Source organism: Streptomyces sp. NPDC096193, assembly GCF_040302905.1.
Taxonomy (GTDB): Bacteria; Actinomycetota; Actinomycetes; order Streptomycetales; family Streptomycetaceae; genus Streptomyces.
The window spans coordinates 86,964-93,799 of the sequence record NZ_JBEOSJ010000029.1; the positions used below are offsets into that span (position 1 = coordinate 86,964).

Annotated in this window: 5 protein-coding genes; 3 read left to right on the top strand and 2 right to left on the bottom strand. The window is 70.4% G+C overall.

The genetic code is table 11. The annotated features are described in order from the left end of the window. A partial coding sequence (locus ABTX78_RS31135) for a PEP/pyruvate-binding domain-containing protein (RefSeq protein WP_502994015.1) occupies positions 1–1,327 on the bottom strand: 1,327 nt, incomplete at its 3' end. A 446-nt stretch (positions 1,328–1,773) separates the two neighbouring features. On the opposite strand from ABTX78_RS31135, the gene ABTX78_RS31140 reads away from it, so the two are divergent. Together ABTX78_RS31140 and ABTX78_RS31145 are read left to right on the top strand one after the other, a co-directional pair. After that, complete coding sequence (locus ABTX78_RS31140; RefSeq protein WP_352210127.1) at positions 1,774–2,217, top strand: SbtR family transcriptional regulator; 444 nt, start codon at positions 1,774–1,776, stop codon at positions 2,215–2,217. Between the two features lie 1,396 nt (positions 2,218–3,613). Further along, on the top strand, positions 3,614–4,078 hold the full coding sequence (locus ABTX78_RS31145; RefSeq protein ID WP_352210128.1) for an immunity 49 family protein: 465 nt from the start codon (positions 3,614–3,616) through the stop codon (positions 4,076–4,078). Between the two features lie 13 nt (positions 4,079–4,091). Here the strand turns inward: ABTX78_RS31145 and ABTX78_RS31150 are convergent, their stop codons facing one another. Further along, complete coding sequence (locus ABTX78_RS31150) at positions 4,092–4,688, bottom strand: TetR/AcrR family transcriptional regulator (protein WP_352210129.1); 597 nt, start codon at positions 4,686–4,688, stop codon at positions 4,092–4,094. 94 nt (positions 4,689–4,782) lie between these two features. Between ABTX78_RS31150 and ABTX78_RS31155 the strand changes: the two genes are divergently transcribed. Continuing rightward, positions 4,783–6,048, top strand: a complete 1,266-nt coding sequence (locus ABTX78_RS31155) for an NADH:flavin oxidoreductase/NADH oxidase family protein (protein ID WP_352210130.1) — start codon at positions 4,783–4,785, stop codon at positions 6,046–6,048. The last annotated feature ends 788 nt before the right edge of the window (positions 6,049–6,836 follow it).

A 6,836-nucleotide genomic window follows, 5' to 3' on the forward strand; every position in this document is an offset into this window, starting at 1 on the left:
GCGAAGAAGACGGCGGCCGGGAAGTCGGCCGGGGTGGACAAGAGCACCCCGGCCAAGAAGGCCCCGGCCGGGGCGGCCCGCCGGGACCCGCGTCCGGGAGCGAAGGGACGAAATCGTCGCGGTCGAGGACGGTTTCCAGAGCGTCCCTGACCAGCGGATCGCCTTTCCCCATGATGTTCAGGAGACCGGCGCGGCTCGCAGGCGAGGCCAAGCGTCGGGTGACATCGACGAACAGTCTCCCGCCGGCCTCGTGCATCGGCACCATGGCCGTCAGCTGCCACATGGAGTACCCGAGGGGCTTCATGGCGTCGGTCATCATCTGTTGATGACCGACGGAGACGTAGACGTGATTCTCCTGGTCGCCGATCTCCGGGATGGGGAACAGCGTCGTGATGGGCCTGCTCTGAACGATCTGGAAGCCGTCGTCGACCAGACACCATTCGATGTCCTGAGGGCGGCCGAAGTGGGCTTCGATCCGTCGCCCGAGCTGCGCGAGCCGTACGACCTGCGCATCCGTCAGCGCCGGCTGCTCCTGCCGCCGCGCGTCGATGGACACTTCCTGCGTTCCGCCGGTCGGCCGTGCCTGAATGGCACGCTTTTTGGCGGCGATCGCCTTGGCGACGACTTTGCCCTCTCGCACCGTGAAGACGTCGGGGTTCACGAGTCCGGACACCAGGGCCTCGCCGAGGCCGAAGCCCGCGTCCACGGTGGCGACCTTCCGGTTGCCGGTGACGGGGTCGGCCGTGAACAGAATGCCGGACGCCTGTGGGAAGGCCATCTGCTGTACGACCACGGCCATGTGGACCATACGGTGGTCGATGCCGTGCCGCCGGCGGTAGGTCACGGCTCGCTCGGTGAACAGCGAGGCCCAGCACCGGCTGATGTGCTGGAGGATCGCCTGCGGTCCCACGACGTTCAGGTAGGTGTCCTGCTGGCCGGCGAAGGAAGCCGTCGGCAGGTCCTCGGCCGTCGCGCTGGAGCGGACGGCGTACGCGGCCTCTTCCCCGCCCTCCGCGAGCGCGCGGGTGACCGCCTCCGCGACGTCACCCGGGATGGCAATCCCTTCGATGGTCCGACGAATCTCCGCGCTCAGCGTGCGGACCGCCTCCCGGTCGTCCGGGTTCACGCGCGCCAACTCATCGAGCCGGTCGTCGATCGACGGCGCTCCCGCAATGACGTGCCGGAAGGCGTCCGTCGTCACGCAGAAACCGCTGGGCACGCGGACGCCGTGGATACGCGAGAGCTCGCCCAGGTGCGCGCCCTTGCCGCCGACGAGCGCGACGTGCGTCTCGTCAACCTCGCGAAGGTCCACGACGTACTGCTCCATCACTGCGATACCTCCGAGGCAGGCGTGCTCCGTTGTGTTGCGGTGGCCGGTCGGATCACCGGCGCCTTCCACTCTGTCGAACCTCTTGTCGTGCATGTCCTCATCTCTGCTTGCTTTCCTCCGACGTGTCGGCCGACCGCTCCGCACTTTCGGGCGGCGCGCACCCCCGCACCTCCGCTTCGAGCACCGCGATTGCGCTGCCGGTCTCACCACTGGTTCGACTTCACTCCGTTTTCCGCCCCGGTAGGTCGACAGCAGACACCACACGTCGTGACCCCGTGTCCGCATGTTGTGGCGTCGGTCGACGATTCTGCGCCGTGACCCGGGCCTTGTGGCAAGCCCCCCAGTGCGCTATAAGTTGAGAGTGGCAAGGAGAGGGTTCTCCTTGCCTTTCCTTTTGCCGTCCCACGGAACCGGCGAGCTCCTCGCGAAGACGATGGCGCGCGGTGCACGGGATCCTGTACCGGCACTTCCCCACCAAGACGGACCTGGTCGCGGCCGTGGTCGCCGAATTCGTCGCGCGCGTCGCCGAGGACGCCCAGGCCTCACTCGGGCGGGTCGCCGACGGCGCCCGCGCCCTGGATGAACTGACCGCCTTCCTCGGCCGTGTGGTCGAGACATCCGCGACCGACCGCGCCGTCAAGGCCGCCGCCCAGTCGCTCGGCGCGGAACCGGGCAATCCGGCTGCCGAGGAACGCGCGAGCGGCGCCGTGGCCGACCTCATCCGCGCCGGACAGGCCGACGGAGACATTCACCCCGATGTCACCGTCGACGACATCTACCTGCTGTTCTCCACCGCTCCCACCGACCAGCCCGCGTCTGCACGCAGCAGATGGCTGACCCTCTTCGTGGCCGGCCTGACCACCGAAGGACGGTCGGCAGACGGCTGAAGCCGGTACTCCTCCCGGCGTGGCCCGGGTTCCACGACGACCATCGTGGCCCCGTGATCGCCGGGATGAGGGGCGAGGGGCGAGGGGCGAGGGGCGAGCCGCAGCGTGCCCCGTAAGGGGGAGGTGCGCCCTTGGCCGAGGCGTCGGCTCGTCGTCGCTCGCCGTCGTCCTGACGGGTATCGCCGAGCAGGACGCGGGGGACGACGCGAGGCCGGTTCTGGCACAGGGAGCGTGCCCGCGGTACAGCGATCCGGCCGCGCGGGCCATCGGACAACCCACCCCGCTCCTCACGGCGCGGGCGATTTCCCTTGGCCGTCGGTTCACGGTGAGTCGGGTCTACGGTGAACTGACCGCCAGGTTTTGCAGAACGGGACCAGTGCCGTCGTCGCGGTGGCACCGCACGGGACCGTAATCGCCGGTTCCGGCAGGTGCTGACGACCGCTTGGCGGGGAAGTCATCACATATCGAGTCTTTGACCTCCTCGAATGGACGGCCGCGTTGAGCACTACCCCCATCGAAATGATTACCGGCCGTGCGCCGGGCCGTACCTGGACCGTGCGCCTGACCGGGCATGCCGACCGGACGGCGACCGTGACGTGTTCGACCGCAGCGTGCACGATGCCCGCCAAGTCCCGTGATGTGGCGGGTCTGCGCCGGTTCGCCGCCCTGCACGCCGCATCCCACGCCAAAGCCGCGCGGGTACGGGATAGGGCTGCATGCCAGTGCTGGGCGCAGGGCTGCACCGCTCACGAGGGCATCCGCGTGCACTGCTCAGGCAGCACGGTCCTCGTACTGCGCCACGACCCGGCCGTCGGCCGCGTCTGGCAGCTCGCCGAAGTGTGCGCCGCCTGCGCGAAACTCATGACCCACACCCGAGTCGTCGGCCTCCCCGCACCCTCGCCGTCCTCCCAACCGGCCTCACGTGAGCCGGAGCAGCCCCGGCAAACGCGGGCGGAGCGTGGCGAACAGCCCGGAACACGCGTGCCATCCCCTGCCGCGGCGCCCGCGGCGATGCCGGTGGCGGCCGTGTTCTCCTCCCCCACCCCGACGGGCGGCGACGAGCCCCAGCGCCGCACGCCTGCCCAGGCCCGCGCCAGCCGGCGACACGGCGCGCCGCGCGGTGGCCGGCGCGGAAGCCGGGGCGGCTGACACCCGCACAGACGGCGCCCGGCGAACCAGGCACCGAGGTCGAGGTGACCGTCGCAGGCAGGCGCCTGCGATACCCGGCGTCGCGAGAAGGGGCGAGGACCGGCAACTGGGAGAACGCCGCTGTGTTCGCCTTGATCACCGGCGTCCGCGAGAACCTCGCCCCATTGGCCCTCACAGGCCCCGCGTTTGCGGGCAAGGATCCGCCTGCACCGCCTCTCGGGAGGCGCTCCACGCCTACCTGACGGGCGTGGATTCCGAGCAGGCGGCGGAACGGGCGTTGCGGGAGGCCGAGAAGGCGAAGGGCTGGGGCTTCTTTCCGCGACCGGCGGTGCCTCTCTCGCAGTTGGTGGAGGGCGACGGGGAGAGTTTCCACCTGGCTCTGGGCGACGCACTCGAAGCACACCGCGATCACTACCAGGTGGCCGACCGTGCCGACGACGCGGACGCTTCGCTCAACCTCGCGATTCTCGCCCTGGCTTGCCACGCCCGCCGCCGGGGCTGGGAGATCCGGGTCGAGTCCCCCTACCTGCCCCAGCGTCTCCTCCTCGCTGCCGAACCTTCTGAGGGCGCGCTCACTTTTCAGGTGCGCCAGGCCATGGGCCGCCTGAGGCAGCTGAGTTCGGCGATCCCCCGCGGTGATGTCCGTGGCCGCGACTGGCAGGGGCGCCGCAGGCCGGCTCACCGGCGATCGGCGCCGGTGACGCACCACTGAACCAGCGGGTCACCTACTCGGTCCGCGTTGCCGCCTGCGACATCGTGAAGAGCGCGTGCACGGAGGCGCGAACCTGCTCTGCGACCACTTCGGGGGTGGAGCTGTCCAGCTTGCCGTCGAGGTGCAGGAATGCCAGACCGTGTACGAGGGCCCAAACGGTGGTCGACAGGGCGCCGGTGTCCTGCGCACCCGGAAAGGCGTTCCGGACGATGCCGTGAACGTACTCGGTGATGACGGCGGTTGCGGCGACCCGTTCCTCGCTGGTCGGGTCGCAGGGCTCGGCGAACATCGCCCGGAACAGGGCCGGGTGATCGAGCGCGAACCGGACGTAGACGACCGCGACCGCAGCCAGATCATCCGGGGTCGATGGCGCGGGATGGACGGCAGCCAGGTGCTCGGCGAGTTCTCGGTAGCCCTCGGCGGCGACCGCGGAGACGAGTGCGTCACGGTCCGCGTAATGACGGTACGGGGCTGTCGCCGACACGCCGGCCCGGCGTGCGACCGCGCGCAGCGAGAGACCGGCGCTGCCACCTTCCTCCAGCAATTCCCGCGCGGCACGGAGCGAGGCGGCGCGCAGATCGCCGTGGTGGTACGTACCGGTCTGCGACACAGGTCACACTCCCTCATGTGTACGGCGCTTACATTGTGCCCTAATGTGAATGGTGCATACATCGTAGGCGATCGACATGGAAGAGGAAACCGGGATGACAAGCGACCTGTTCTCGCCACTGCGTCTGGCCTCCGGGCAGGTGCTCGGCAACCGCATCGCGAAAGCGGCCATGGAGGAGAACATGGCCGGCGACGGCCAGCTTCCCGATGAGCGGCTGTTCCGGCTGTACCGGCGTTGGGCAGCCGGCGGCAGCGGACTGCTGATCACCGGAAATGTGATGGTGCACGCCGAGGCGCTGACCGGACCTGGCGGAGTCGTGCTCGACGAGCACGCGCCGCTGAAGCCGTTCGCCCAGTGGGCCGAGGCCGGCAAGTCCGGCGGCGGCGCGATATGGATGCAGATCAACCACCCCGGCCGCCAGGTGGCGTACGACATGCCCGGTGTCGTGTGGGGCCCCTCCGACGTCGGCGTCTCTCTCGGCAGGCACAGCAGCCGCTTCGGCCGCCCGACCGCCATGACCGCACAGCAGATCGAGGACACCGTGAACCGGTTCGGCGTCACGGCCCGCCGCGCCGAGGAGGCCGGGTTCGACGGCGTCGAGATCCACGCCGCACACGGCTACCTTCTGTCGCAGTTCCTCTCGCCCTTGGTCAACAAGCGCACTGACCAGTGGGGCGGCTCACTGGAGAACCGCGCCCGGATGCTCCTCGACGTCGTGCAGGCGGTCCGCGCTGCCGTCTCCCCCTCCTTCGCGGTAGCCGTGAAGCTGAACTCCGCCGACTTCCAGCGCGGCGGTTTCGACGCCGACGACGCGCGCCAGGTGATCGGGATGCTCGAACCGCTCGGCGTCGACCTGGTCGAACTGTCCGGCGGCAGCTACGAGAGCCCCGCGATGACCGGCCGCCCCGCCGACGACCGCACTCAGGCGCGCGAGGCGTACTTCCTGGACCTTGCCGAGGACCTCGTCAGGACCAGCCCGCTGCCGCTGATGCTCACCGGCGGCATCACCCGGCGCGGCACCGCCGAAGGGGTCCTCGACAGCGGCGTGGCGGTCGTCGGCGTGGGCACCGCCCTCGCCGTTCTCCCCGACCTCCCGCACCGCTGGAAGAACCACCGCGAGGCCGATCGCATGATGAAGCCCGTGACCTGGTCCGACAAGGCTCTGGCCTCGGCCGCCAGTATGGCGAGGGTCCGCCACCAGATGCGTCGTCTCGCCCGCGGCGCCGACCCCAGGCCCGGCACCCACCCGGCTCTCGCGCTGATCTCAGAGCTGCGCAAGCAGCGCGTGGCCCTGCGCGGCTACCGCACCTGGCTCTCCGAGGCGCGGAGCACCCTCGGCTCGGTGAACCCGCCCTCGTAGCCGGATCGTTCGGACGGTCGCCACCAACAGCCTGCACCGGCGGACAGCACCGCACGAAGCGGGGCCACGGGCGGGCAGTTGCCGCACGGCCACAGGCTGCGGCTTCGGCGGACGGGCGGAGGATGGTTCGGGGGGAGGACCCCGCCCGGGGTCACGGGACACCCGCGGCCCACGAGGCCACTCGAAACAGAGCACGCAGCGCTCGCGACGTGGAGTCGGCACGACCGGGCTTCCCCCGCCGATCACCCCCGACTGCAACCGGCCGCGAAGGTGCTGGGCGAGACGACCGATCCCCGTCCGCGGACCTACGAGTTCCTCGGAGAAGGGCCGCGACAACCTGCTGGGTCGGCAGAGCGATACGAGCGTGCCGCGCCCGATGTCGACGAGGAATGGGTCGACATGCGCGCGGGCGAGTGATGCACCGTTCGTCCGGGCCACGTTCGTCCGGGTCACGCTGTGACGACTTCCTGCTCCTGGACAGCCTGCGCGACACCCGCGCGGCCAACGCAGCGGGCGCTTTACCGTCGACGCCTTGCGAACCGCTCTGCACGCCGGCCGGCTTCAGCAGTTCAGACACGTAACCGGGTCCACTACGCCCCCGGGGCGCCGGCGGGCCCGGTCCGTCTGCCTGAGGCGATGTCGCACCCGCCACGGTCCTGTGCCGGGCGGACGCTCCGGCGTGCCCGCCCTGAGGGGACCGCCAGTTGCGCGTTGCGGCAGCCCGGCACTCCGGGCTGCCCAAGGCCGCGCTGCGCGAGAGCGGGCTGCCGGCCGTGAGCACTGTGTCC